Raw genomic sequence first — 21,684 nt, forward strand, 5'->3', positions numbered from 1 at the left:
TGCTTTTTCCCGCCCGCTCGGCTACGATTGGCGGTCCAAAGCTTCAGGTCGTGACGGTTTTCCATGAGTTATCAGGTTCTTGCACGTAAATGGCGGCCGCGTTCGTTCCGCGAAATGGTCGGGCAGGGCCATGTGCTCAAGGCCCTGATCAACGCGCTGGACAACCAGCGGCTGCACCACGCCTACCTGTTTACCGGGACGCGTGGCGTGGGCAAAACCACCATCGCGCGCATCATCGCCAAGTGCGTGAACTGCGAAACCGGCATCACCTCCACCCCTTGTGGCACCTGCTCGGTATGCCGGGAAGTGGACGAAGGTCGCTTCGTCGACCTGATCGAGATCGACGCCGCCAGCCGCACCAAGGTCGAAGACACCCGCGAACTGCTGGACAACGTGCAGTACGCACCCAGCCGTGGCCGCTTCAAGGTGTACCTGATCGACGAAGTGCACATGCTCTCGTCGCACTCGTTCAATGCCTTGCTCAAAACGCTTGAAGAACCGCCGCCCTACGTCAAGTTCATCCTCGCCACCACAGACCCGCAGAAGCTGCCGGCGACCATTCTGTCCCGCTGCCTGCAGTTCTCGCTGAAGAACATGACCCCCGAGCGGGTGGTCGAGCACCTGGCCCACGTGCTGGGCGCGGAGAACATCCCGTTCGAAGACGATGCGCTGTGGTTGCTGGGCCGCGCTGCCGATGGCTCCATGCGCGACGCCATGAGCCTCACCGACCAGGCCATTGCCTTCGGCGAGGGCAAGGTGCAGGCCGCGGACGTACGCGCAATGCTGGGCACCCTCGACCACGGGCAGGTATTCGGCGTATTACAGGCGCTGCTGGACGGTAATGCCAAGGCGTTGCTAGAGGCGATCGGCCACCTGGCAGAGCAGGGGCCGGACTGGGCCGGTGTGCTGGCCGAAATCCTCAACGTCTTGCACCGTATCGCTATCGCCCAGGCGCTGCCGGAGGCCGTGGACAACGGCCATGGTGATCGCGAGCAGGTGTTGGCACTGGCACAGGCGCTGCCGGCCGAAGACGTGCAGTTTTACTACCAGATGGGCTTGATCGGGCGCCGAGACCTGCCGCTGGCACCCGAGCCACGCGGCGGCTTTGAAATGGTACTGCTGCGCATGCTGGCGTTCCGGCCAGCAGGCGAGCAGGCGCCGCCAGCGCAGCTAAAGCCGGCGGGGATCAGCCAGGCCACGGCTGATTCCCCTGAGGCGGTGGCCCCGGTCGCGTCGCCTGTAAAAGCACTTGCGCCGCCCGAGCCGATAAAACCCAAGCCAACGCCCGAACCCCGGCCGATGACAGCGCCAGCGGCGCCAGCCATCGCCTCCGACGACCCCAGCCTGCCCTGGAACGAGCCCGCTGCCAGCGATGCCGAAGTGCCCATGCTGGCACCGGCACCGGCGCCCGAGGCTATCCTGGATACCCGCGCCGAACCGCCGGAACTGCCACCCATGCCCGTGCCCACCCCCGCGAGCGTGGTGCCCCCGGCGCCGGAAAACGACGCCGAACTGGACGACAACGCCGGCGCGCCTATCGAATACCAGCCGGCGGGCATGCTGCGCGACGACGAGCCGCCGGCCGACGATGACTATTACCCGGGCGATGCCGACCCTGCCAGCTATGGTTACCTGGACGACCTTGCCAGCCACGCCGCCGAGCCGGTAACAACGCCCGAGCCTGCCCCGGCCGCCGCGCCCGCCAGTGGGCTTGCGCTGCAATGGCTGGAGCTGTTCCCGAAGCTGCCGGTGTCTGGCCTTACCGGTAGCATTGCCGCCAACTGCAGCCTGGTTGCAGTGGATGGCGATACCTGGCTGCTGCACCTGGACCCGGCTCAGGGCGCGCTGTTCAACGCCACCCAGCAGCGGCGCTTGAACGACGCCTTGAACCAGCACCTGGGCCGCACGCTCACAGTGAAGATAGAACTGGTGCGGCCCCAACAGGAAACCCCCGCCCAGGCCGCAGCCCGTCGGCGCGCCGAGCGCCAGCACGAGGCCGAGGAGGCGATTGCCGCCGACCCGTTCATCCGCCAACTGATGGAACGGTTTGGCGCCACCGTGCGCAACGATACCATTGAACCCCTGGACGCCCTGGCCAACCAGGGCGAATGAAACCGAACGAGAGTGGAGAACCGTCCCATGATGAAAGGTGGCATGGCAGGCCTGATGAAGCAGGCCCAGCAGATGCAGGAAAAAATGGCCAAGATGCAGGAAGAACTGGCCAATGCCGAAGTCACCGGCCAATCGGGTGCAGGCCTGGTGAGCGTGGTGATGACCGGCCGTCATGACGTCAAGCGCATCACCCTGGACGACAGCCTGATGCAGGAAGACAAGGAAGTGCTGGAAGACCTGATCGCCGCCGCCGTGAACGACGCCGTGCGCAAGATCGAGCAGAACAGCCAGGACAAGATGTCGGGCATGACGGCGGGTATGCAGTTGCCCCCTGGCTTCAAGATGCCGTTCTGACCGCAGAAAAAGAAACACCTTCCCGCCAGCGCGGTCTTCCTTCAACCCCCCTTTGAAGGAGCCGCGCTTATGGCCGCCGACGCCATCCAGAATCACCGTTTCGTCCTCGCCTCCCGGCCGAAGGGCAAACCTGTAGCTGAAAACTTCCGCAGCGAAACCCAAACCCTGCCTCCTTTGGAGGACGGTCAGGTGCTGCTGCGCACGCTCTGGCTATCGCTGGACCCCTACATGCGTGGCCGTATGAGCGACGCGCCGTCTTATGCACCACCCGTGGAAATCGGCGAGGTGATGACCGGCGGGGCTGTGAGCCGGGTTGAAGCGTCGCGTCACCCGAAATTCCAGGAAGGCGACCTTGTGGTCGGTATCACGGGCTGGCAAACCCACTCCATTTCCGACGGTACCGGGTTGCTGCCATTGCCGGCAGGCATTCCACAGCCTTCCATGGCGCTGGGTGTGCTAGGCATGCCGGGCATGACCGCGTTCATGGGCTTGACCCATATCGGCCAGCCCAAGGAAGGTGAAACACTGGTCGTAGCCGCCGCTTCCGGAGCGGTGGGCTCGGTGGTGGGCCAGGTGGCCAAGCTCAAGGGCTTGAAGGTGGTAGGCGTGGCCGGTGGCCCGGACAAATGCCGCTATGTGGTGGATGAGCTGGGCTTTGATGCCTGTATCGACCACCGCAGCGACAGCTTCGCCCAAGACCTGGCGGCAGCCTGCGACAAGGGCATCGACGTGTACTTCGAGAACGTGGGCGGCAAGGTGTTCGAGGCCGTGCTGCCGTTGCTCAATGCCCATGCGCGCATCCCGCTGTGCGGCCTGATCGCTCACTACAACGCGGACGAATTGCCCGAGGGCAAGGATCGCTTCAGCCTGCTGCCGCGGGTATTGCTCACCAAGCGTGTGCGCATGCAGGGCTTTATCGTAATGGACGATTTCAAGGACCGTCAGGCCGAGTTCTTCTCGGCCATGGTGCCGTGGGTCCGTGACGGCAAGATCAAGTTCCGCGAGGACGTGGTCGAGGGCCTGGAGAATGCCCCAGAGGCGTTCTTCGGCCTGCTGGAAGGCAAGAACTTCGGCAAGCTCGTGGTCAAGGTCAGCGATTGATCGGGGAGCATTGACCCGTTGCAGGGGCGCGGGTATAACCCGCGTCTCCGCCGTTTTTTGTCAGGTTGTTTCTGAATGAGCTTCAGCCCACTGATCCGTCAACTGATCGATGCCTTTCGCATTTTGCCCGGTGTTGGCCAGAAAACCGCCCAGCGCATGGCGCTGCAATTGCTGGAGCGCGACCGTACGGGCGGGGCCCGGCTGTCCCAGGCGCTGGCCCGGGCCATGGACGGGGTAGGGCACTGCCAACGGTGTCGTACCCTTACCGAGGAGCAACTGTGCCCGCAGTGCGCCGACCCACGCCGGGATGACACCCTGCTGTGCGTGGTCGAAGGGCCAATGGACGTGTATGCGGTAGAACAGACGGGCTATAGAGGCCGCTATTTCGTGCTCAAGGGGCATCTGTCACCGCTCGATGGCCTGGGCCCGGAAGCCATTGGCATTCCAGAGCTGATCCAGCGTGTGGAAGCGGAGCCCGGCCTGGCGGAAGTGATCCTGGCCACCAACCCCACCGTGGAAGGCGAAGCCACCGCCCACTACATCGCCCAACTGCTCAGTGATAAAGGCCTGGTGGTATCGCGCATCGCCCACGGTGTGCCCCTGGGCGGCGAGCTGGAAATGGTCGACGGCGGCACCCTTGCGCACTCATTTGCCGGGCGCAAGCCGATGGCGCTTTGATCGCCGAACCCTGGATTCCCTATCGCCCGTGTAGGAGGGGGCAAAGCCCCCGAACCTTCAAATAACGCTTACATCTCATCCAAAGCGAACGCGGTAAGGCTGAACACCGGCACGCCGGCTTCGATCAGGCGTTGCCCGCCGCCCAGTTCGGGCAGGTCGATGATGGCAGCGGCTTCGTGCACATGGGCACCCATGCGGCGAGTGAGGTTCACCGCAGCCAGCAGGGTGCCACCCGTCGCGATCAAGTCATCGAACAACACCAGCGAGTCGCCTTCACACAGGCTGTCGGTGTGCACTTCCAGGAAGGCTTCGCCGTATTCGGTCTGGTAGCCCTCGGAAATCACATCGGCCGGGAGCTTGCCCTGCTTGCGGAACAGGATCAGCGGCTTGTTCAGTTCGTGGGCCACCACGGCGCCGATCAGGAAGCCGCGGGCATCCATGGCGCCAATGTGGGTAACGTTCTGCTCCACATACCGCTCCACGAAATGATCAATCACCGTGCGCATCGCCCGTGGCGATTGAAACAGCGGGGTGATGTCGCGAAACACCACGCCGGGCTTGGGGAAGTCCACAACGGGGCGTATCAGGGACTTGATGGTCGAATCGTCGAAGGACATGGTACGTCTCGGCAGGTGCAAAAACGGAGATTATACCCGCCTGGTGCCGGTCATGGTCAGCCCTGCATCGCCCCGCCGCCCAGCGCGCACAGTTCCACTGGCTGCAGAATGCGTACTTCCTTGCCTTCGGCGGCGATCAGCCCGCTCTGCTGGAAACGGGTGAATACCCGCGACACGGTTTCCACCGCCAGCCCGAGGAAATTGCCGATGTCGTTGCGCGACATGCTCAAGCGGAACTGATTGGGCGAGTAGCCCCGGGCGCGAAAGCGCGCCGACAGGTTGATGAGGAACGTGGCGATACGCTCGTCGGCGCTCTTCTTCGACAGCAATAGCATCATTTGCTGATCGTCGCGGATCTCGCGGCTCATCAGCCGTAGCAACTGGCGTCGCAATTGCGGCAGTTGCGCGGCCAGGTCTTCCAGCCGATCGAAGGGGATTTCGCACACGGAGGTCGTTTCCAGCGCGACCGCCGACACCGGGTAATAATTGGTGTCCACGGCGCACAGCCCGACCAGCTCGCTGGGTAAGTGGAAGCCGGTGATCTGCTCCTGGCCGCCATCGCTGAGGTTGAACGTGCGCAAGGCACCGGAGCGCACTGCGTAGAGGGCGCCAAAGGGGTGGCCCTGGCGGAAGAGAAACTCACCCTTTTTCAACGGGCGGCCGCGCTTGACGATAGCGTCCAGCGCGTCCATGTCCTGCAGGTTCAGGGACAATGGCAGGCACAAGGGGGCCAGGCTGCAATCCTTGCAGTGCGCCTGATGGCCTGCCCCTTGTTTAAGTGGCTCGGACATCTTTGAAATTCCTTGAATCACTTGTAAAACGCAAGGGTAACCGATTTTTTCCAGCGCAGGGGCAGGGCGGGCGGGCGCGGCCGCTGTTAGAGGATCCGCGCTAACAGTGCAGCGCACGCCAAGGAGCAACGCCTACCCGAGGCTCACCCGCTCCATCACCCAGTGTTGATGCGGCCCCGGCACGCTCCATAGCCCAAAGGCAATCACCAGCACGCCAGCGGCCATGCGCACGCCCCTGCGCCGTAGCCAGGCGAGCAGCGTACGGCTGGCCATGCCCGTGACGAACATCATCGGGCAGGTGCCCAAGCCGAACGCCAGCATGGCCAAGGCGCTCTTGAGCAGATTTCCCTGTGCGGCGCTCCACAGCAGGGCGCTGTACACCAGCCCGCACGGTAGCCAGCCCCACACCGCACCCAGTGCCACGGCCTGGGGCACGCTGCGCGGTGGCAATAATCGCTGGCTCAAAGGCCGCAAGTACCGCCATACCCCACGGCCCAGCGCTTCTATCCGGGTAACGCCGTGCCACCAACCAGCGAGGTACGCGCCCAGGGCGATCAACAGCAGCGCCGCCAGCGTGCGCAACAGGGTGAACGCAGGGCTGTGCGCCACGGCCATGCCAAAGCCACCAAAGGCCAGCCCGGCCAGGCCATAACTGCTGACTCGGCCCAGGTTGTAGCCCAGCAGCAAGGCGAGCCGGGGCGGCCGGCCAGGCGTAGCGGCCGTGGCAAGCGCGCCCATCAGCCCGCCGCACATGCCCAGGCAGTGGCCGCTGCCCAGCAAGCCCAGCATGAAGGCCGTGGCCACAATGGAAGCAAGGTCAGTCATCGGCGGGGTCTTCGTCCATCAACAGCCGCCGCGCCGGCGAGTCCAGGTCGTCATACTGCCCGCTGTTCACTGCCCACACGAACAGCCACAGGATCGCACTGACGATCAACAGTGCGGTGGGGATCAGGTAGTAAAGCGCGCTCATTCGGTGTGGCTCATGGGCGTGCTCAAGCGCAGGGCATTGAGGGTCACCAGCAGCGAACTCAGCGACATGCCTGCTGCTGCCCAGGCCGGCGTGACCAGCGCCATGGCCGCGAACGGCAGCACCAGCCCGTTATAGACGCCGGCCCACGCGAGGTTTTGCACGATCACACGGCGACAGCGGCGTGCCGTGTGCAGGGTGCTCACCACTGCGGCAAGCCGGTTGGTCAGCACTACCGCGTCTGCCTTGGTCCGAGCCAGGTCGGTGCCTTGGCCCATCGCAACCCCAACGTCCGCTTGTGCGAGCAAGGGGGCGTCATTGCTGCCATCACCCAGCGCCAGCACGGTTTTTCCTTCGCTGTGCAGCCGCTCCAGCAGTTGCAGCTTTTGAGCAGGTAACAACCCTCCATGCGTCTCGATGTTCAGGGCCTTCCCCAACGATGCCACAGCGCCTGAGCTGTCGCCGGAGGCCACCAGCACGTGCCAGCCTCGGTGGCGGGCAAATTCCACCAGCGTCGGCGCGTCGTCGCGAAGGTGGTCATCGAGGCCGAACCAGGCCAATGGGCCTTCGGTGTCGGCCAGCAAAAGCCATTGCCGCTCGCTGTCTGGAAGCGTGGGTTGCGTGCTGCCTGAAAGCGCGCTCCCCCAGTGCGCCGCGCCCAGGCGCAGCCGCCGGCCCTCGACCAAACCTTCAAGCCCCAGGCCCGGCACCGCCTGCACGGAAGTGGCCAGCAGGGCAGTAGGTGGAAATGCCCGGGCCAGCAGATGGCCCGAATCCTGCTGCAGCGCACTGGCCAGGGCCAGGCATTCATTGTGCTGGCAAGCCCCCAACGGCTGAATGCTCACCAGCCAGGGCCGGCCCTCGGTGAGGGTGCCGGTTTTGTCCAGCAGCAGGGTATCGACCCGGTTCAGGGTTTCCAGCACATGGCCCCGAGTAACAAGCACGCCCTGTTGTTGCAGCGTGCCGAGTGCGGCGGCGAGCGCGGTGGGCGTGGCAAGGGACAGCGCGCAGGGGCAGGTAGCCACCAGCATCGCCAGGACGACCCAAGGTGCCTGGGCGGGGTCCAGCCACCACCATAGGCCGCCAAACAACGCAGCCGCGCCGAGCGAGGCGAGCAAAAACCACCGCGCCGCCCGGTCGGCCAGGCGCACGAGGGCCGGCTTTTGAGCCTGGGCACGCTCCAGCAGCCTGCCCATCGTGGACAGCTGGCTGTGATCGCCCACTGCCGTGACCCGTACACGTAGCCGCTGATCCAGGTTCACCGTCCCGGCGTTCACGGGATCCCCAGGGGCGCGGGCGCAGGGCTTGAACTCGCCGGTGAGCAGGGCTTCGTCCAGGCGCGAGTGGCCCGCGACGATGACGCCATCGGCGGCCACGGTAGCGCCCGGCGGTACCAGGATTTCGTCGCCCATCTTAAGCGCGCTCGTCAGCACGCGCTCACTCACCCCTTCGGCTGCCAGGCGCAGGCAGCTGGAGGGCAACTGCTGTTCCCAACCCACGGCCGCCTGCGCGGCGCGGGCCCGCACACGATGTTCCAGGTAGCGCCCTGCCAGTAGAAAGAACGCGAACATCCCGACCGTATCGAAATACAGCTCGCCCTTGCCTGTCACGGCCGTGTAAATGCCCCCGCAGTAGGCCCCGCCGATGGCCAGCGCGACGGAAAGGTCCATGCTTGCTTGCCGGGCCCGCAACGCGCGGCAAGCGCCGCGGAAGAAGGGCGCGCAGCTGTAGAACACGATGGGTGTGGTGAGGAACAGCCCGACCCAGCGCAAGATGGTGTGCAATTGCGGGCTGAGCCCCAGGTTGAACTCTGGCCACGTCGCCATCGTGGCCATCATCACCTGAAACCAGAGTATGCCCGCCACACCCAAGCGTTTGAGGGCAGCCCGCGCTTCCTCGGCATGAGTGACAGCTGCCTCATCGGCACGCCACGGCTTGGCGCGGTAACCGATGCGCTGCAGCTGGCTAAAAACACGGCTCAGCGGCAACGTGTGAGGGTGCCATACAAGGCTCAGGCGCCGGCTACTCACATTGACTTCTGCCGCTTCGACGCCGGGCATGCGGCGCAGGCAGTGTTCGATCAGCCAGCCACAGGCGGCGCAATGCACCCCTTCGAGCGCCAAGGTGATACGAGCAGTGCCACCCGCCTCGCTGACGAATCCCTCAATGGCGCCAGCAGCGTCAAGCGCCTCGGCCTGTTCGTCTGTGTGAGGTGAGGGCATGAGGCGTGGCGAAGGCGGCTTGTCACGATGCTCGTAATATCGCGTAAGCCCGGCCTCCACAATGCTTTCGGCCACGCAGCGGCAGGCCTGGCAACAGAACGCCTGGCGCTTGCCCAGCAGCTCGTTGGCGTGGCGATCCAGTAGGGCCGCTGGCACTGGCGCCTGGCAATGAAAGCAGCTAACCGGCGCGGCGTCGCCGAGGCGGGCAGCGGCTGTCACGGCGCAAGGGCCCCGCTCAATGCATCATCGCCCAGGGTTACCGGGTGGTCGGGCACCAGCCATTCCTGTTCATAGATGCGCCAGGTGCCTTCGGGGCTCTCGCCCAGCAATTCCACCAGGCGGCGGCCCGTCACCTGGCCTTCGAACTGCCCACGGTATTCAGTGATACCTCGGACGGCGGACGGGCCACGCAGCAATCCCAGGTGCAGGTCCCGCTCTGCCTGCGCAGGCGCAACAAGGTTGAGTGCCAGCCGCTCGGGCTTGCTCGCGCCACGCAGCCGCAGGCGCACTTCGCCGGTCAGGCTGTCCAGCTCAAGCTCTGCGCGTTGCCCCAGCTTGCGGGCCAGCAGGTCTGCGGTAAGCTCGCGGTCGACGCCTTTGCCGGCGTCGCGGTAATGGTCATGCACCACCGCATCTTGCGTGTTGATGGCAAGCACCAGTAGGCCAATGCTTCCGGCTACCGAGCCACCCAGCAGGGCTGCGATGAACCAGGGCCAGCGGTGGCGATACCAGCGGCTGGTAGCGTTTTTCATCGAACCGCCCCTGTGAACCGGCTCGCAGCCCGCGCCCCAGTGAGCGCTGAGGAGCCCACCTCGCTGACTTCGAAGCTTACCGGTTGGTCGATGGCCTGGGCGCAGGGCAGGGCCAGGCTGATGGCTGCCGTACGCTGCTCGCCAGGTGCCAGGCTCATCTGCGCCACGCCGTGCCAGGCGAACTCGGTGAGGCCCGTGGCCCGAAGGCGATACACGCGGGCGTGCTGGCTCTTGTTCATCAGGGCGAGGCTGTATAGGTTTTCAATGTTCCCGTCTCCACGGTCCCGGTACAGCAGGCGGTCTTTGCTCACGGTGAGCGACACCAGCGGTCGGCTGGCCAGCCCTTGAGCCAGAACGGCCAGGCTTGCCATCAGCGCAAGGCCGTAGCCCACCAACCGCGTGCGCAGCAGCGGGCGCCGTAGCGGGCCCAGTGTAGGGCCTTTGGGGTACACGGGGGGCGCGGCGCCACGATAAGCCACCAGACCTTTCGCAAGATTCATCCTGGTCATCACCCCATCGCAGGCGTCCACGCACGCGCCGCAGGCGATGCAGGCGATCTGCAAGCCGTCGCGAATGTCGATGCCGGTGGGGCACACCTGCACGCACAGCGTGCATTCCACACAATCGACGCGATCAGGGTGGTAGGCCACCACCGGCGTATGGGTGTCGAACATCACGGCCTGGAAGCGTGCATAGGGGCACAGGTAAACGCACAGATGTTCCCGAAGCCAGCCGGCATTGCCGTAGGTCGCCAGGGTAATGCCGCCGAGCCAGCCCAAGGTGGGCGCACCGAGATTTGCGGTGAGCAAACCTGGCAGCAAGGTGTGCAAGGGCACGAACAGTGCCACCAGCGTAACTGCGGTCCAGATGCTGACGCCAAGCCACAGCACGTGTTTGGCCACTCGGCGCGCGGCCTTGTGCCGGCCATAGCGGCGGCCGCGCTCGGTCAGGCGCTCGCACCACGTGAATATCGCGGCCCATACGGTTTGCGGGCACGCATAGCCGCACCACACCCGGCCAGCGATCACCGTGACGAAGAACAGCGCGAACGCAGCCACGATCAGGGTGCCCGCCAGCAGGTTCAGGTCTTCTGGCCAGAAGCTGGCGCCGAACAGGTTAAAACGGCCTTCCGCCAGGCTCAGCCACACCGCCTGCTCCCCGTTCCAGCGCCACCAGGGGAGGGTGAAGAACACCGCTGTCAGGCAGGCACCGATTACCTTGCGCAGGCGTGTGTAACGGCCATTTACCCTGCGCGGCAGGCGATTGTGCGGGCGCGACACGGGCACAGCTTGCGTGATGTCCCGCAGCGGCAGGCGGTTCATGGCGCGGGCTCGGTATTGGAGGGGGGCGGAGCTGGCTGGGCCAGGCTGTATACATAGGCTGCCAGCACCCTTACCCGATCATCACCGAGCAACTGCGCCTGAGCGGGCATCTGCCCTTGGCGCCCGTCGTGAATGCTGCGCCGCACGTCTTCGAAGCCCGATCCGTAAATAAACCCCTGAGCCTGGGTGAGATCGGGCGCGCCCACAACGGGATTGCCGCGGCCGGCGGGGCCATGGCAAGCGACGCAAGCCTGGGCATAGCGTGCTGCGCCATTGGCTGCGTTTGCCGCTTCGCCGTCGGGCACTGGGCGGCCATTGAGCTGCAGCACATAGGCGGCGATGTCTCGCGTGCCTTGGTCACCCAACACGGCGCCCCACGCCGGCATCACACCTATCCGGCCCTGGCCAATGCTGGCAACGAGGGCCGCAGGGTCCGCGCCCCAGCGCCAAAGGCGATCGGTGAGGTCAGGATAGCCAGAAGCCCCCTTGCCATCGGCGCCATGGCAAAGCGCGCAATTGCTGGCAAACAGGCGAGCGCCCATGGCCACTGCCTTTGCGTCCTTGGCTATTCCTTCAATTGGCATCGCCTTGAAGCGTGCGTACAGCGGGCCATAGGCCTGGCGTGCCTGCGCCTGTTCCGCTTCCCACTGCCCGGCACTTGTCCAGCCCAGCAGCCCACGCCAGCTGCCCAGCCCGGGATAGAGCGCCAGGTACACGGCGGCGAACACCAGAGTGGCGATGAACAGCCAACGCCACCAGCGCGGAAGGGGGTTGTCCTGTTCCTCTATGCCATCGAAGCGTTCGTGCTCCACCGAACCCCGGCCTTGGCGCGTCGCCCATAACAGCAGGCCCAGGGCGGCAAGGGTGCCCAAGGTGAAAACGCTGATGTACAGGGTCCAGAAGCTACTCATCGCGTTGCTCGCCGTGGCCGTGGGGTTCGTCCGCGAAGGGCAGCGCAGCGGCTTCGTCGAAAGCCGCTCGGCGCTTGCCGCTATACGCCCAGCTGAACAGCGCCACAAAGCCGAGCAGTACGATCAGGGTGCCGAGGCCACGCAGGGTGCCAATATCCATGGAGTCACTGCCCCGCCTTGATGGCCGTGCCCAAGCCCTGCAGGTAGGCCACCAGGGCGTCCATTTCGGTCTTGCCCCGCACCGCTGCCTCGGCCCCGGCAATTTCCGCATCGGTATAGGGCACGCCAAGGGCGCGCAGGGTTTGCAGCTTGCGCGCGGTATGGCTGGCATCCACTGGCGTTTGCGCCAGGAAGGGGTAGGCCGGCATTACGGATTCGGGCACCAGGCTGCGCGGGTCCATGAGGTGGGCCACGTGCCAGGCATCGGAATAACGCTTGCCCACGCGGGCAAGGTCCGGCCCGGTGCGCTTGGAACCCCACAGGAAGGGGTGGTCCCAGGCGCTTTCACCGGCGAGGGAATAATGGCCGTAGCGTTCGGTTTCCGCGCGCAAGGGGCGGATCATCTGGGAATGGCAGCCCACGCAGCCGTTGGCGATGAACACGTCGCGGCCTTCCACCTCCAGCGCACTGCGCGGGCGCATATCCGCCAAAGGCTTGGTGGTCACGTCCTGGAAAAACAGCGGCACAATTTGCGTAAGGCCGCCCACACTGATCGCCAGCACCATCATCAGCGCCATCAGGCCTATATTTTTTTCGAGGCGGGCGTGGTTCAACGCGTGGCCCCTTCGGGCAGGGCCGCTGCGTGCTCGGCCTGCGCCGGGTCGCCGGCGCGAACGGTTCGCCAGAGGTTCCAGGCCATTACCAGCATGCCGCTGGCGAAGCACGCTCCGCCGAGCAGGCGCACCACATACCCGCTTCGGCTTGCCACCACCGTCTGCACGAAGCTGTAGGCCAGGGTGCCGTCGTCCAGCACCGCTCGCCACATCAGGCCCTGGGCCAGGCCGTTGGTCCACATCGCTGTCACATAAAGCACCGTGCCCACGGTGGCCAGCCAGAAGTGTGCATGGATGGCCGTGATGCTGTGCATGGCGGGGCGGCCGAATACCCGAGGCGCCATATGGTAGGTGGCGCCAATGGTAATCATCGCCACCCAGCCCAGCGCGCCGGCGTGCACATGGCCGATGGTCCAGTCGGTGTAGTGAGTGAACGCGTTCACCGTCTTGATGGCCATCATCGGCCCTTCGAAGGTGGACATCCCGTAAAAGGCCAGCGCCACCACCAGAAACCGCAAGATCGGATCGGTGCGCAGCCTGTCCCAGGCTCCCGCGAGGGTCATCATGCCGTTGATCATGCCGCCCCAGCTGGGCACCAGCAGGATCACCGACATCACCATGCCCAGGCTTGCGCCCAATCGGGCAGGGCGGTGTAGTGCAGGTGGTGCGGCCCCGCCCAGATGTACAAGGTGATCAGCGCCCAGAAGTGCACGATGGACAGCCGATACGAATACACCGGCCGATTGGCCTGCTTGGGCACGAAGTAATACATCATCCCCAGAAAGCCCGTGGTGAGAAAAAAGCCCACGGCGTTGTGGCCGTACCACCACTGCACCATGGCATCGGTCGCGCCGGCATACACCGGGTAAGACTTGAACAGGCTCACGGGCAACGACAGGTGGTTGATCACATGGAGGATGAGCATCACCACGATGAACGCGCCATAGAACCAGTTGGCCACATAGATATGCCGGACCTTGCGCGCCCGGAGGGTGCCGAAAAACAGCCAGGCGTAGGCGGCCCATACCACCGCCAGCAAGAGGGCGACGGGCCATTCGAGTTCGGCGTATTCCTTGCTGGTGGTGTACCCCAGCGGCAAGGTTACCGCCGCAGCGATCAGTACCGCCTGCCATCCCCAGAATACGAACTGGGCGAGGCCGTCGGAAATCAGCCTGGCCTGGCAGGTGCGTTGCACCACGTACAACGAGGTGCCGAACAGCGCGCAGCCACCGAAGGCGAAAATCACCAGGTTGGTGTGCAACGGGCGCAAGCGGCCGAACGTGGTCCAGGGGAGGTCGAGGTTCAGCGCGGGCCACACCAACTGGGCGGCGATCAGCACGCCCACTGCCATGCCGAGAATGCCCCAGGCCACGGTCGCCACGGTGAACTGGCGTACCACCCGGTAGTTATAGGCCGCGCTGGGCGGTGCTGTGCTCATGTCAGGTCCACTGTCGGTCTCGGGCAGCGGGCCGCAGTGTGGGGGAAGCCGCTTCGCTGTGCAATGCGACCGGCGGTCTCGGTCAAGCCATCACCATGGGTTTCCAACCCTGTGCGACCGGCGCAGCCGGGGACGGTCACATGGCACTTTCTGCCCGCTTCGGGCACAGTCGGGCTTTGCCTGGGGAGGAACCAAGCGTGAGCGATGAATGGGCGGAGCGGGTCCGCGATAACGGTTGGTTGTGGGACGGCGCTACGGGGGCGGCCAGCGAGGACGAGCGCACGTGCCTGATCCTGGCTCACGGCGCGGGGGCGCCCATGGACAGCGCGTTCATGAATACCATGGCGAGCTTGCTGGCCAAGGGCGGCATCGATGTGTTGCGGTTCGAGTTTCCCTATATGGCCCAGCGCCGCGCGGACGGCGGCAAGCGGCCACCCAACCCGCAGGTACGCTTGCTCGAAAAGTGGCGCGAAGTGTACGCACTGGCGCGCACCCAAGTGCCCGGGCGGCTGGCCATTGGCGGGAAATCCATGGGCGGGCGCATGGCCAGTTTGCTGGCCAACGAGTTGGGCGCCGACGCTCTGGTGTGCCTGGGTTATCCGTTCTATGCGGCAGGCAAGCCGGAAAAGCCGCGTACCGAGCACCTGGCAGAGTTGCAGGTACCCACGCTGATTCTCCAGGGCGAACGCGACGCTTTGGGTAACCGCGCTACGGTAGAGGGCTATACGCTTTCGCCCGCCATCGAACTGTACTGGCTACCCGCTGCGGACCACGACCTCAAGCCGCTGAAAAGCTCCGGGTTTACCCATGAGCAACACCTGGAGGCCGCAGCGGACCGGATTTACGCGTTTTTGTAGTGCCAGTTACCGGTTGAACCGCTCCACCAGCGAGTACTGGCTTGCCGCAGTCTGGGTCAGGGCTTCGCTCAGCAGCGCGGTGCTCTGGGCCTTGCCGGAGGTCTGGTCGGCCAGCTCGGCGATGGTGGTGATGTTGCGGCTCACTTCCTCGGCCACAGAGCTCTGCTCCTCGGTCGCGGCGGCGATCTGCGTGGCCATGTCGGTGATGTTGGCCACCGCTTCGCTGATGCCCACCAAGGCCTGGTCGGCTTCCATTACTCGCGCCACGCCTTCCTGTGCCTGGCGATGGCCGGCTTCCATGGTTTGCACGGCGGCCGTGGCGGTGTGTTGCAGCTTGGCGATCAGGCTGTGGATCTGCCCGGTGGATTCGGTGGTGCGCTGCGCGAGCTGGCGCACTTCGTCAGCTACTACGGCGAACCCGCGGCCCATTTCGCCCGCGCGGGCGGCTTCGATGGCGGCGTTGAGGGCCAGCAGGTTGGTCTGGTCGGCGATGCCCTTGATCACGTCCACCACGCCACCGATCTCGTCACTGTCCTTGGCCAGGCGGGTCACGGTCTGCCCGGTTTCACCCACCGAGGCCGACAGGCGCTCGATGGCTTCGCGGGTTTCCCCGGCTATGTCACGGCCACGGCTGGTGAGCTGGTTGGCCTGCTGGGTCGCGTCGGCGGTACGTTGCACATGGTTGGCCACTTCCTGGGTGGTGGCGGCCATCTGGTTGACGGCGGCGGCCACTTGCTCGGTTTCGGCCTTCTGCCGGTCAAGGCCTTCGGAGCTTTCGTGCGCCAGGCTATCGGCTTCCCGAGCCTGGCCTTTGAGGTGCTCGGCGGTGTCCTGCAAGCGGGTGAGGCAGGTTTTAAGGCGAGCTTCCTGGCTCAGCATGGACATCTCCAGCTGCCCCTGAACGCCACGGCTGTCGGTGTACATCTGCGCGATCAGCGGGTCGGACGTGGTTTGCTCGGCCAGTTGCAACAGGCGCTTGAGGCCACGCTGCTGCCAGCTCAAGCCCAGCAACCCAAGCGGGACCGACAGCGCAGCAGCCAATGCGAAGCCCCAGCCAGTGTTCAGCCACAAACCAATCAAAAAGCCGATCTGGCTCACCAGAATGAAGGGCAGCCAGTCCCGCACCACCGGCGCCCAGCGGTCAACGGCAGCCACTGCCGGCTTGCCCGCGTTCAGGCGCGCATACAGTGCCTGGGCGCGGCGGATCTGCTCGGCCGTCGGCTTCACCCGCACGGATTCATAGCCCACCACCTGGCTGTTCTCGAGTACTGGCGTGACATAAGCGTTAACCCAGTAGAAGTCGCCGTTCTTGCAGCGGTTCTTCACGATGCCCATCCATGGCCGCCCGCTCTTGAGGGTTTGCCACATGTGCTCGAACACCGCCGACGGCACGTCGGGGTGACGCACCAGGTTATGCGGCGCGCGGATCAACTCCTCGCGCCCGTACCCGCTGATCTCGACGAACGCATCGTTGCAATAGTTGATCATCCCCTTGGTATCAGTAGTGGAGATCAACCGCTGATGGGCCGGGAAGGTACGTTCACGCTGGGTGATGGGCTGATTATTGCGCATGGGTGGCGGGTTCCGCTGAGTGCTTTGGCAGGGTGTCGGCGGCTGGCGCTAAAACCTTAGCGTTTAACGGGTGTCCATACCCCCGGCTCGAATTCCCATTCGACGGTGTCGTCTGAACGCCTGCGCATTCGAATATGAGTGGTTGTTTCAGACGACTGCGCTTGTTTTTGGCTGAGGTGGTTGATCGGCTCTTTGGGTAGTACTGGTGGCGCAACTACATCGCGTTTTTTACGGAGGTGCCCGAGTGGCTCCCGGCTTGGCAGTGGCAGAGGGTTAGCAGGCCGCTTAGGTGAAGGCGCTGTGGCCACTAATTGAGAATCGACAAGGTTAGGATTGGCGATCCCGGAAATAATTGATTCCTGGCTGCTTGAACTGGTCAGTCTCTGTTTATGCTTGCCCCGGAGAATGCCTAGCAGTTTGCGCCAGATGTTAAAGGGCGCATGCCCCGTATGATCTGCATGATTAATAGGTTCTCCTCGGCAATAAGCATAGGCATTCATCCCTCCCTCTCTGAACGGGCTCCAACTGTCCGGTGCGTAAAACCGCAGCAGTTGCGGCGAATAGGCTCTGTAGCCGTTACCTGGCAGGTAATAACCATTCTCCAGCCACAAGCCGTGATAAGCCGAGGCGCCAACGATTCGGGCGGGCAGCCCGCCGAAGGGGGTATAGGCGAAACGTTGCGGGTACCCGTGCCGCGCAAGCACAGAGCCAGGCAAGTCGGTGATAGTCAGTGTTATGCAGGTCATGGCATCTCTCCGGAAGATGTTCTATCCCAGCAAACAATACGTACCCGCAACAGCTGACAAACAGCCAGGTAGAGCGCAAAAGGCACCCTGGTAGCAGTCCATTCCCGGGCTTTCGCCGACTACCCGGCGGCGGCCCGGGATAGGTCAGGCAATCAACTGCCGCAGCACATAGTGCAGAATCCCTCCGGCCTTGAAGTATTCCACCTCGTTGAGGGTATCGATCCGGCACAGCACTTCCACATCGGCTTGCTCACCCGTGGTGCGGGTGATGCGCAGGGTAAGGTGCATGCGCGGGGCGAGGGTGGCGCCGGTGAGGCCGAGGATGTCGAAGCGTTCGCGGCCAGTAAGGCCCAGCGTCTTGCGGCTTTGCTCCGACAGGAACTGCAGCGGCAGCACGCCCATGCCCACCAGGTTGGAGCGGTGAATGCGTTCGAAGCTCTCGGCAATCACCGCCTTCACGCCCAGCAGGTTGGTGCCTTTTGCGGCCCAGTCGCGGCTGGAGCCAGTGCCATACTCCTGGCCGGCGAGAATCACCAAGGGATTACCAGCGGCCTGGTAGCGCATGGCCGCGTCGTAGATGGCCAACTTCTCGCCGGTCGGGATGTGAATGGTATTGCCGCCTTCCTCGCCACCCAGCATTTCGTTGCGGATGCGGATATTGGCGAAGGTGCCGCGCATCATCACTTCGTGGTTGCCGCGCCGGGAACCATAAGAGTTGAAGTCCTTGGGCTCCACGCCTTTTTCCCGCAGGTAACGCCCAGCGGGGCTGTCGGCCTTGATGTTGCCGGCAGGGGAAATGTGGTCGGTGGTCACCGAGTCGCCCAGCACCGCCAGGGCGTAGGCGCCGTTCACGTCCGCGATCACTGGCAGCGGGCCGGCGATGTCTTCGAAGAAAGGCGGGTGCTGGATATAGGTGGAATCCTCCTGCCACACGTAGGTCGCCGCTTGCGGCACTTCGATGGCTTGCCACTGGGCGTCACCGGCGAACACTTCGGCGTATTCCTTGTGGAACATGGCAGTGTTTACCTTGGCCACGGCCTCGGCGATTTCCTTCTGGCTGGGCCAGATGTCGCGCAGGTACACCGGTTTGCCGTCTGGGGTGGTGCCCAAGGGCTCGCTGGCAATGTCGATCCGCACATTGCCTGCCAAGGCATAGGCAACCACCAGGGGAGGGGAGGCCAGCCAGTTGGTTTTCACCAGCGGGTGTACCCGGCCTTCGAAGTTGCGATTGCCGGACAGTACCGAGGCCACGGTAAGGTCAGCCTGCTGAATGGCCTTCTCGATGGGCGCGTCCAGCGGGCCGGAGTTGCCGATGCAGGTTGTGCAGCCGTAGCCCACCAGATCGAAGCCCAACTGTTCCAGGTAGGTCAGCAAGCCAGCGGCCTTGTAGTAATCGGTCACTACCTTGGAACCGGGCGCCAGTGAGGTTTTCACCCAGGGCTTGCGGTTCAGGCCTTTTTCCACGGCCTTTTTGGCCAGCAAACCGGCCGCCATCATCACGCTGGGGTTCGAAGTGTTGGTGCAGGAGGTAATGGCCGCGATCACCACCGCGCCGTGCTTCAGGGCATAGGTGTTCGTGCCGTCGCTGTATTCAGCTTCGCCTGCCTGGTCGGCATTGCCCACGGCCACGCCGCCACCGCCCTCGCTTTCCAGCCGGCCTTCCTCCTTGTCGGCGGGCTTGAGCTGCAGCCCGATGAAGTCATTGAAGGCTTGGCTCACCTTGCCCAGCGGCACCCGGTCCTGAGGCCGTTTGGGCCCGGCGAGGCTGGATTCCACTTCATTCATGTCTAACTCAAGCTGAGCGCTGAACACCGGTTCCTCGCCCGGCAGGCGCCACAGGCCTTGCGCCTTGCAGTAAGCCTCCACCAGTTGCACAGTTTCCTCGGGGCGACCGGACAAACGCAGGTAGCCCAGGGTAATGTCGTCCACCGGGAAGAACCCGCAGGTAGCGCCGTACTCGGGCGCCATGTTGGCGATGGTGGCGCGGTCTGCCAGCGGCAGATCGGCCAGCCCGTCACCGTAGAATTCCACGAACTTGCCCACCACGCCTTTCTTGCGCAGCATCTGGGTCACGGTCAGCACCAGGTCGGTGGCGGTGATGCCCTCGCGCAGCTTGCCGGTAAGCTTGAAGCCCACCACCTCGGGGATCAGCATGGACACCGGTTGGCCCAGCATGGCGGCTTCGGCCTCGATACCGCCCACGCCCCAACCGAGCACGCCCAGGCCGTTGATCATAGTGGTGTGGGAGTCGGTGCCCACCAGCGTGTCCGGGAAGGCATAGGTGCGGCCGTCTTCTTCGCGGGTCCACACGGTGCGCCCGAGGTACTCCAGGTTCACCTGGTGGCATATCCCGGTGCCCGGCGGTACCACGCTGAAGTTGTGGAACGCGCTCTGGCCCCAGCGCAGGAAGGCGTAACGCTCGCCGTTGCGCTCCATTTCGATGTCGACGTTTTCGCCGAACGCCTCGGCGTTGCCGTAGCGGTCTACCATCACCGAATGGTCGATTACCAGGTCTACCGGAGACAGCGGGTTGATGCGCTGCGGGTCGGCGCCGGCCTTGGCCACGGCCGCCCGCATGGCAGCCAGGTCCACCACGGCGGGCACGCCGGTGAAGTCCTGCATCAGTACCCGCGCCGGGCGATACTGGATTTCGCGGTCCGAGCGGCGTTCTTTAAGCCAGTCGGCCAGCGCGTGCAGGTCGGCCGAGGTGACAGTGGCGCCATCCTCCCAGCGCAACAGGTTTTCGAGCAGCACCTTGAGGGACATGGGCAGCTTTTGAAGGTCGCCCAGCTGCGCGGCGGCGGCGGGCAAGCTGAAATAGTGATATTCACGGTCGCCGACCTTGAGGGTCTGCAGGGTTTTCAGGCTATCGAGGGAGGGCATGTAAAGGGTCTCCTGACGGCCCGCACGGCACGGGCCATTGGCTGAGCTTCTTTGCACTGGACTTTCCCGGCGGCTCGGGGGTTCCCATGCGTTTGCCATGGGAATTGCGCAGCGCTCGAACGGTAGCAACCCAACGGCCCACGGCGGGCGCGGCTGCGCTATCATCCGCGGTTTGTTACGCCACCCCTCGATCAATGCAGGGGCTACCCGAACGGCGTGACCTGCGGAGTGTAGATGAATACCTTGCTGTTCCACTGCCGCCCCGGTTTCGAGGGCGAGGTGTGTGCCGAAGTCAGCGAACACGCGGCCACCCTGAATGTACCCGGCTACGCCCGCGCGAAGCCGGCCAGTGCCTGCGCCGAATTCATCTGTACCGATGCCGACGGCCCGGCGCGCTTCATGGCGCAGTTGCGCTTCAGCGAGCTGATCTTCCCTCGCCAATGGGCGCGCGGCCAGTACGTGGCACTGCCGGAAACCGACCGTATCAGCGTATTGCTCGAGGCACTGAAGGATTACCCCGCTTTCAGCAGCCTGTGGCTCGAAGTGCTGGACACCAACGACGGCAAGGAGCTGTCCACGTTCTGCCGCAAGTTCGAAGCGCCGCTGCGCAAGGCGCTGGAGAAGGCCGGAAAGCTGCGGTCTGGCCCGCCAGGCGCCCGGTTGCTGCTCACTTTCATTAGCGGGCGCCAGGTGTTCGTAGGCGTGGCCGACGAGCAGAACAGCGCGATGTGGCCCATGGGCATCCCGCGCCTGAAGTTCCCGCGCGAGGCGCCCAGCCGCTCTACGCTCAAGCTCGAAGAGGCCTGGCACCATTTCATTCCCCGCGACCAATGGGACGAGCGTTTGCACAGCGACATGACTGCCGTTGACCTGGGCGCGGCCCCAGGCGGCTGGACCTGGCAGTTGGTGAACCGCGGGATGCTCGTTACGGCCGTAGACAACGGCCCCATGGCACAGAGCCTGATGGACACCGGGCTGGTGCGTCATCTGATGGCAGACGGCTTTACTTACGCACCGCGGCCACCCGTGGACTGGATGGTGTGCGACATCGTAGAGAAGCCTGCCCGCAACGCGGCATTGCTGGAAACCTGGCTGGGAGAGGGGCATTGCCGCGAGGCGGTGGTGAACCTCAAACTGCCGATGAAGCAACGGTACGCCGAAGTGCGCCGGTTGCTGGAGCGGATCAGGGAAGGCTTCAAGGCCCGGCGTATAAATGTGGCCATCGGCTGCAAGCAGCTGTACCACGACCGCGAGGAAGTCACCTGCCACCTGCGCCGGCTCGATCGCTGATACGCCTTTCTCACTACCTGGCTTGTCTGGAGAAGTAGCCCATGCCCGAAGCCCTTGAACATCTGAACGTGGACGCTGTGCTGGACGCCACCGGCCTCAATTGCCCGGAACCTGTAATGATGCTGCACCAGCACGTGCGCGACCTGCCTGCGGGCGGGCTGCTCAAAGTCATTGCCACGGACCCGTCTACCCGCCGTGACATTCCCAAATTCTGTGCTTTTCTCGAACACGAACTGGTTGGCCAAGAAGAATCGGCCGGCACCTACCTCTACTGGATTCGCAAGAAGGCGCAGTAAGC

Annotated in this window: 20 protein-coding genes and 1 pseudogene; 7 read left to right on the forward strand and 14 right to left on the reverse strand. The window is 64.4% G+C overall.

Annotation, left to right across the window (positions count from 1 at the left end; all coding sequences use genetic code 11):
- Nucleotides 1-63 precede the first annotated feature (63 nt).
- The 4 genes from dnaX (at nt 64) to recR (ending at nt 4,245) form a co-directional block, all read left to right on the forward strand.
- On the forward strand, nt 64-2,112 hold the full coding sequence (gene dnaX, locus AC3Z8Y_RS06425) for a DNA polymerase III subunit gamma/tau (protein WP_490088942.1): 2,049 nt from the start codon (nt 64-66) through the stop codon (nt 2,110-2,112).
- Between the two features lie 27 nt (nt 2,113-2,139).
- Nucleotides 2,140-2,466: a YbaB/EbfC family nucleoid-associated protein gene (locus tag AC3Z8Y_RS06430; RefSeq protein ID WP_040260854.1), complete on the forward strand. Its 327-nt coding sequence runs from the start codon at nt 2,140-2,142 to the stop codon at nt 2,464-2,466.
- Between the two features lie 69 nt (nt 2,467-2,535).
- A complete protein-coding gene (locus AC3Z8Y_RS06435) occupies nt 2,536-3,567 on the forward strand; it encodes an NADP-dependent oxidoreductase (RefSeq protein ID WP_490088943.1) in 1,032 nt (343 codons plus the stop codon).
- A gap of 75 nt (nt 3,568-3,642) precedes the next feature.
- Nucleotides 3,643-4,245 carry a recombination mediator RecR gene (gene recR, locus AC3Z8Y_RS06440; RefSeq protein ID WP_490088944.1) on the forward strand — a complete coding sequence of 201 codons (603 nt, stop codon included), beginning with the start codon at nt 3,643-3,645 and terminating at the stop codon, nt 4,243-4,245.
- A gap of 68 nt (nt 4,246-4,313) precedes the next feature.
- Here the strand turns inward: recR and AC3Z8Y_RS06445 are convergent, their stop codons facing one another.
- The 11 genes and pseudogenes from AC3Z8Y_RS06445 to ccoN all read right to left on the reverse strand — a co-directional run bounded on the left by AC3Z8Y_RS06445 (nt 4,314) and on the right by ccoN (nt 14,038).
- Nucleotides 4,314-4,862 carry an adenine phosphoribosyltransferase gene (locus AC3Z8Y_RS06445; RefSeq protein WP_181114907.1) on the reverse strand — a complete coding sequence of 183 codons (549 nt, stop codon included), beginning with the start codon at nt 4,860-4,862 and terminating at the stop codon, nt 4,314-4,316.
- A gap of 56 nt (nt 4,863-4,918) precedes the next feature.
- Nucleotides 4,919-5,653 carry a fumarate/nitrate reduction transcriptional regulator Fnr gene (fnr, locus tag AC3Z8Y_RS06450; RefSeq protein ID WP_490088945.1) on the reverse strand — a complete coding sequence of 245 codons (735 nt, stop codon included), beginning with the start codon at nt 5,651-5,653 and terminating at the stop codon, nt 4,919-4,921.
- A 132-nt stretch (nt 5,654-5,785) separates the two neighbouring features.
- A complete protein-coding gene (locus tag AC3Z8Y_RS06455; RefSeq protein WP_490088946.1) occupies nt 5,786-6,478 on the reverse strand; it encodes a sulfite exporter TauE/SafE family protein in 693 nt (230 codons plus the stop codon).
- Nucleotides 6,471-6,623 (reverse strand): cbb3-type cytochrome oxidase assembly protein CcoS, encoded by a 153-nt coding sequence (gene ccoS / locus AC3Z8Y_RS06460; RefSeq protein WP_490088947.1) that lies wholly within the window; start codon nt 6,621-6,623, stop codon nt 6,471-6,473. The genes AC3Z8Y_RS06455 and ccoS overlap by 8 nt, the downstream gene beginning before the upstream one ends.
- Nucleotides 6,620-9,061 carry a heavy metal translocating P-type ATPase gene (locus AC3Z8Y_RS06465; RefSeq protein ID WP_490088948.1) on the reverse strand — a complete coding sequence of 814 codons (2,442 nt, stop codon included), beginning with the start codon at nt 9,059-9,061 and terminating at the stop codon, nt 6,620-6,622. The genes ccoS and AC3Z8Y_RS06465 overlap by 4 nt, the downstream gene beginning before the upstream one ends.
- A complete protein-coding gene (locus tag AC3Z8Y_RS06470) occupies nt 9,058-9,594 on the reverse strand; it encodes a FixH family protein (RefSeq protein WP_490088949.1) in 537 nt (178 codons plus the stop codon). The genes AC3Z8Y_RS06465 and AC3Z8Y_RS06470 overlap by 4 nt, the downstream gene beginning before the upstream one ends.
- The gene (locus tag AC3Z8Y_RS06475) at nt 9,591-10,916 is read right to left on the reverse strand and encodes a 4Fe-4S dicluster domain-containing protein (protein ID WP_490088950.1); all 1,326 of its coding nucleotides are present in this window, start codon (nt 10,914-10,916) and stop codon (nt 9,591-9,593) included. The genes AC3Z8Y_RS06470 and AC3Z8Y_RS06475 overlap by 4 nt, the downstream gene beginning before the upstream one ends.
- A complete protein-coding gene (gene ccoP, locus AC3Z8Y_RS06480) occupies nt 10,913-11,827 on the reverse strand; it encodes a cytochrome-c oxidase, cbb3-type subunit III (RefSeq protein ID WP_490088951.1) in 915 nt (304 codons plus the stop codon). The genes AC3Z8Y_RS06475 and ccoP overlap by 4 nt, the downstream gene beginning before the upstream one ends.
- On the reverse strand, nt 11,820-11,987 hold the full coding sequence (locus AC3Z8Y_RS06485; RefSeq protein ID WP_490088952.1) for a cbb3-type cytochrome oxidase subunit 3: 168 nt from the start codon (nt 11,985-11,987) through the stop codon (nt 11,820-11,822). The genes ccoP and AC3Z8Y_RS06485 overlap by 8 nt, the downstream gene beginning before the upstream one ends.
- Nucleotides 11,988-11,991: 4 nt before the next feature.
- The gene (gene ccoO, locus AC3Z8Y_RS06490) at nt 11,992-12,600 is read right to left on the reverse strand and encodes a cytochrome-c oxidase, cbb3-type subunit II (RefSeq protein ID WP_490088953.1); all 609 of its coding nucleotides are present in this window, start codon (nt 12,598-12,600) and stop codon (nt 11,992-11,994) included.
- A pseudogene (ccoN, locus tag AC3Z8Y_RS06495) lies at nt 12,597-14,038 on the reverse strand (cytochrome-c oxidase, cbb3-type subunit I). The gene ccoO and the pseudogene ccoN overlap by 4 nt, the downstream one beginning before the upstream one ends.
- A 197-nt stretch (nt 14,039-14,235) precedes the next feature.
- On the opposite strand from ccoN, the gene AC3Z8Y_RS06500 reads away from it, so the two are divergent.
- A complete protein-coding gene (locus tag AC3Z8Y_RS06500) occupies nt 14,236-14,895 on the forward strand; it encodes an alpha/beta family hydrolase (RefSeq protein ID WP_490088954.1) in 660 nt (219 codons plus the stop codon).
- A gap of 6 nt (nt 14,896-14,901) precedes the next feature.
- On the opposite strand, the gene AC3Z8Y_RS06505 is transcribed toward AC3Z8Y_RS06500, so the two are convergent.
- From AC3Z8Y_RS06505 to acnA, 3 genes are all read right to left on the reverse strand, one after another.
- A complete protein-coding gene (locus tag AC3Z8Y_RS06505) occupies nt 14,902-16,467 on the reverse strand; it encodes a methyl-accepting chemotaxis protein (protein WP_490088955.1) in 1,566 nt (521 codons plus the stop codon).
- 56 nt (nt 16,468-16,523) lie between these two features.
- Entirely contained in the window at nt 16,524-17,213 is a 690-nt protein-coding gene (locus AC3Z8Y_RS06510) for an RHS repeat-associated core domain-containing protein (RefSeq protein ID WP_490088956.1), read from the reverse strand.
- Nucleotides 17,214-17,357: 144 nt separating this feature from the next.
- Complete coding sequence (gene acnA / locus AC3Z8Y_RS06515) at nt 17,358-20,096, reverse strand: aconitate hydratase AcnA (protein WP_490088957.1); 2,739 nt, start codon at nt 20,094-20,096, stop codon at nt 17,358-17,360.
- Between the two features lie 234 nt (nt 20,097-20,330).
- Between acnA and rlmM the strand changes: the two genes are divergently transcribed.
- Nucleotides 20,331-21,386, forward strand: coding sequence for a 23S rRNA (cytidine(2498)-2'-O)-methyltransferase RlmM (gene rlmM, locus AC3Z8Y_RS06520; protein ID WP_490088958.1), 1,056 nt, complete (start codon nt 20,331-20,333; stop codon nt 21,384-21,386).
- 41 nt (nt 21,387-21,427) lie between these two features.
- On the forward strand, nt 21,428-21,682 hold the full coding sequence (gene tusA / locus AC3Z8Y_RS06525) for a sulfurtransferase TusA (RefSeq protein ID WP_490088959.1): 255 nt from the start codon (nt 21,428-21,430) through the stop codon (nt 21,680-21,682).
- Nucleotides 21,683-21,684: the final 2 nt, after the last annotated feature.

Source organism: Pseudomonas sp. 3MAES_34.3B, assembly GCF_058145875.1.

Coding starts and splice junctions, on each gene's coding strand:
- dnaX (WP_490088942.1), top strand. CDS start 64: ATGAGTTATCAGGTTCTTGCACGTAAATGGCGGCCGCGTTCGTTCCGC.
- AC3Z8Y_RS06430 (WP_040260854.1), top strand. CDS start 2,140: ATGATGAAAGGTGGCATGGCAGGCCTGATGAAGCAGGCCCAGCAGATG.
- AC3Z8Y_RS06435 (WP_490088943.1), top strand. CDS start 2,536: ATGGCCGCCGACGCCATCCAGAATCACCGTTTCGTCCTCGCCTCCCGG.
- recR (WP_490088944.1), top strand. CDS start 3,643: ATGAGCTTCAGCCCACTGATCCGTCAACTGATCGATGCCTTTCGCATT.
- AC3Z8Y_RS06445 (WP_181114907.1), bottom strand. CDS start 4,862: ATGTCCTTCGACGATTCGACCATCAAGTCCCTGATACGCCCCGTTGTG.
- fnr (WP_490088945.1), bottom strand. CDS start 5,653: ATGTCCGAGCCACTTAAACAAGGGGCAGGCCATCAGGCGCACTGCAAG.
- AC3Z8Y_RS06455 (WP_490088946.1), bottom strand. CDS start 6,478: ATGACTGACCTTGCTTCCATTGTGGCCACGGCCTTCATGCTGGGCTTG.
- ccoS (WP_490088947.1), bottom strand. CDS start 6,623: ATGAGCGCGCTTTACTACCTGATCCCCACCGCACTGTTGATCGTCAGT.
- AC3Z8Y_RS06470 (WP_490088949.1), bottom strand. CDS start 9,594: ATGAAAAACGCTACCAGCCGCTGGTATCGCCACCGCTGGCCCTGGTTC.
- AC3Z8Y_RS06475 (WP_490088950.1), bottom strand. CDS start 10,916: ATGAACCGCCTGCCGCTGCGGGACATCACGCAAGCTGTGCCCGTGTCG.
- ccoP (WP_490088951.1), bottom strand. CDS start 11,827: ATGAGTAGCTTCTGGACCCTGTACATCAGCGTTTTCACCTTGGGCACC.
- AC3Z8Y_RS06485 (WP_490088952.1), bottom strand. CDS start 11,987: ATGGATATTGGCACCCTGCGTGGCCTCGGCACCCTGATCGTACTGCTC.
- AC3Z8Y_RS06505 (WP_490088955.1), bottom strand. CDS start 16,467: ATGCGCAATAATCAGCCCATCACCCAGCGTGAACGTACCTTCCCGGCC.
- AC3Z8Y_RS06510 (WP_490088956.1), bottom strand. CDS start 17,213: ATGACCTGCATAACACTGACTATCACCGACTTGCCTGGCTCTGTGCTT.
- acnA (WP_490088957.1), bottom strand. CDS start 20,096: ATGCCCTCCCTCGATAGCCTGAAAACCCTGCAGACCCTCAAGGTCGGC.
- rlmM (WP_490088958.1), top strand. CDS start 20,331: ATGAATACCTTGCTGTTCCACTGCCGCCCCGGTTTCGAGGGCGAGGTG.
- tusA (WP_490088959.1), top strand. CDS start 21,428: ATGCCCGAAGCCCTTGAACATCTGAACGTGGACGCTGTGCTGGACGCC.